A 742-nucleotide genomic window follows, 5' to 3' on the forward strand; every position below is an offset into this window, starting at 1 on the left:
CGGTGATCCGCACAAACTTGCCCTTGCGTTGCAACTCGTCGATAGTGCGTGCCCCCGTGTAAAACATGGACTGCCGGAGGCCGCCGAGGAGCTGATACATCACCGTCGAGACAGGGCCGCGATAGGGGACCTGGCCTTCAATTCCTTCAGGGATCAGTTGATCGTCAGAAGGAACATCCGCCTGAAAGTAGCGGTCGCGCGAATAGGAGGTCTTCTTGCCCCGTGTTTGCAGCGCACCGAGCGACCCCATCCCGCGGTAGCTCTTGAACTGCTTGCCATTGAGAAAAATGAGATCTCCGGGGCTTTCGTCAGTGCCGGCTAGGAGCGAGCCGAGCATGACCGTTTCTGCACCGGCAACGAGCGCTTTGGCAATGTCGCCCGAGTACTGAAGGCCACCATCGGCAATGACCGGGATGCCGGCTTCGCGCGCAGCAAGGGATGCCTCGAACACGGCGGTGACTTGGGGCACTCCAACCCCGGCAACAACCCGTGTGGTGCAAATCGATCCGGGTCCGACTCCGACCTTGACGGCATCCACCCCGGCATCGATCAGTGCCTGTGCTCCGGAGCGAGTGGCGACGTTGCCCCCGATGATGTCGATTGCGTCAAAGGAGGAGTCTGCTTTGAGGCGTCGGATGATGTCGATCACTCCGGCAGAGTCTCCGTTGGCGGTATCCACCACGAGAATGTCAACACCAGCATCGCGCAGGCGCTCGGCTCGCTCCCACGCATCACCGAAGAA

1 protein-coding gene is annotated in these 742 nt (G+C 60.8%); it reads right to left on the minus strand.

Annotation, left to right across the window (positions count from 1 at the left end):
- Positions 1-742: IMP dehydrogenase (gene guaB / locus ADICYQ_RS31200; RefSeq protein ID WP_040415823.1), on the minus strand; the 742-nt coding region annotated here is incomplete at both ends.

Source organism: Cyclobacterium qasimii M12-11B, assembly GCF_000427295.1.
GTDB classification, from domain to species: Bacteria; Bacteroidota; Bacteroidia; order Cytophagales; family Cyclobacteriaceae; genus Cyclobacterium; species Cyclobacterium qasimii.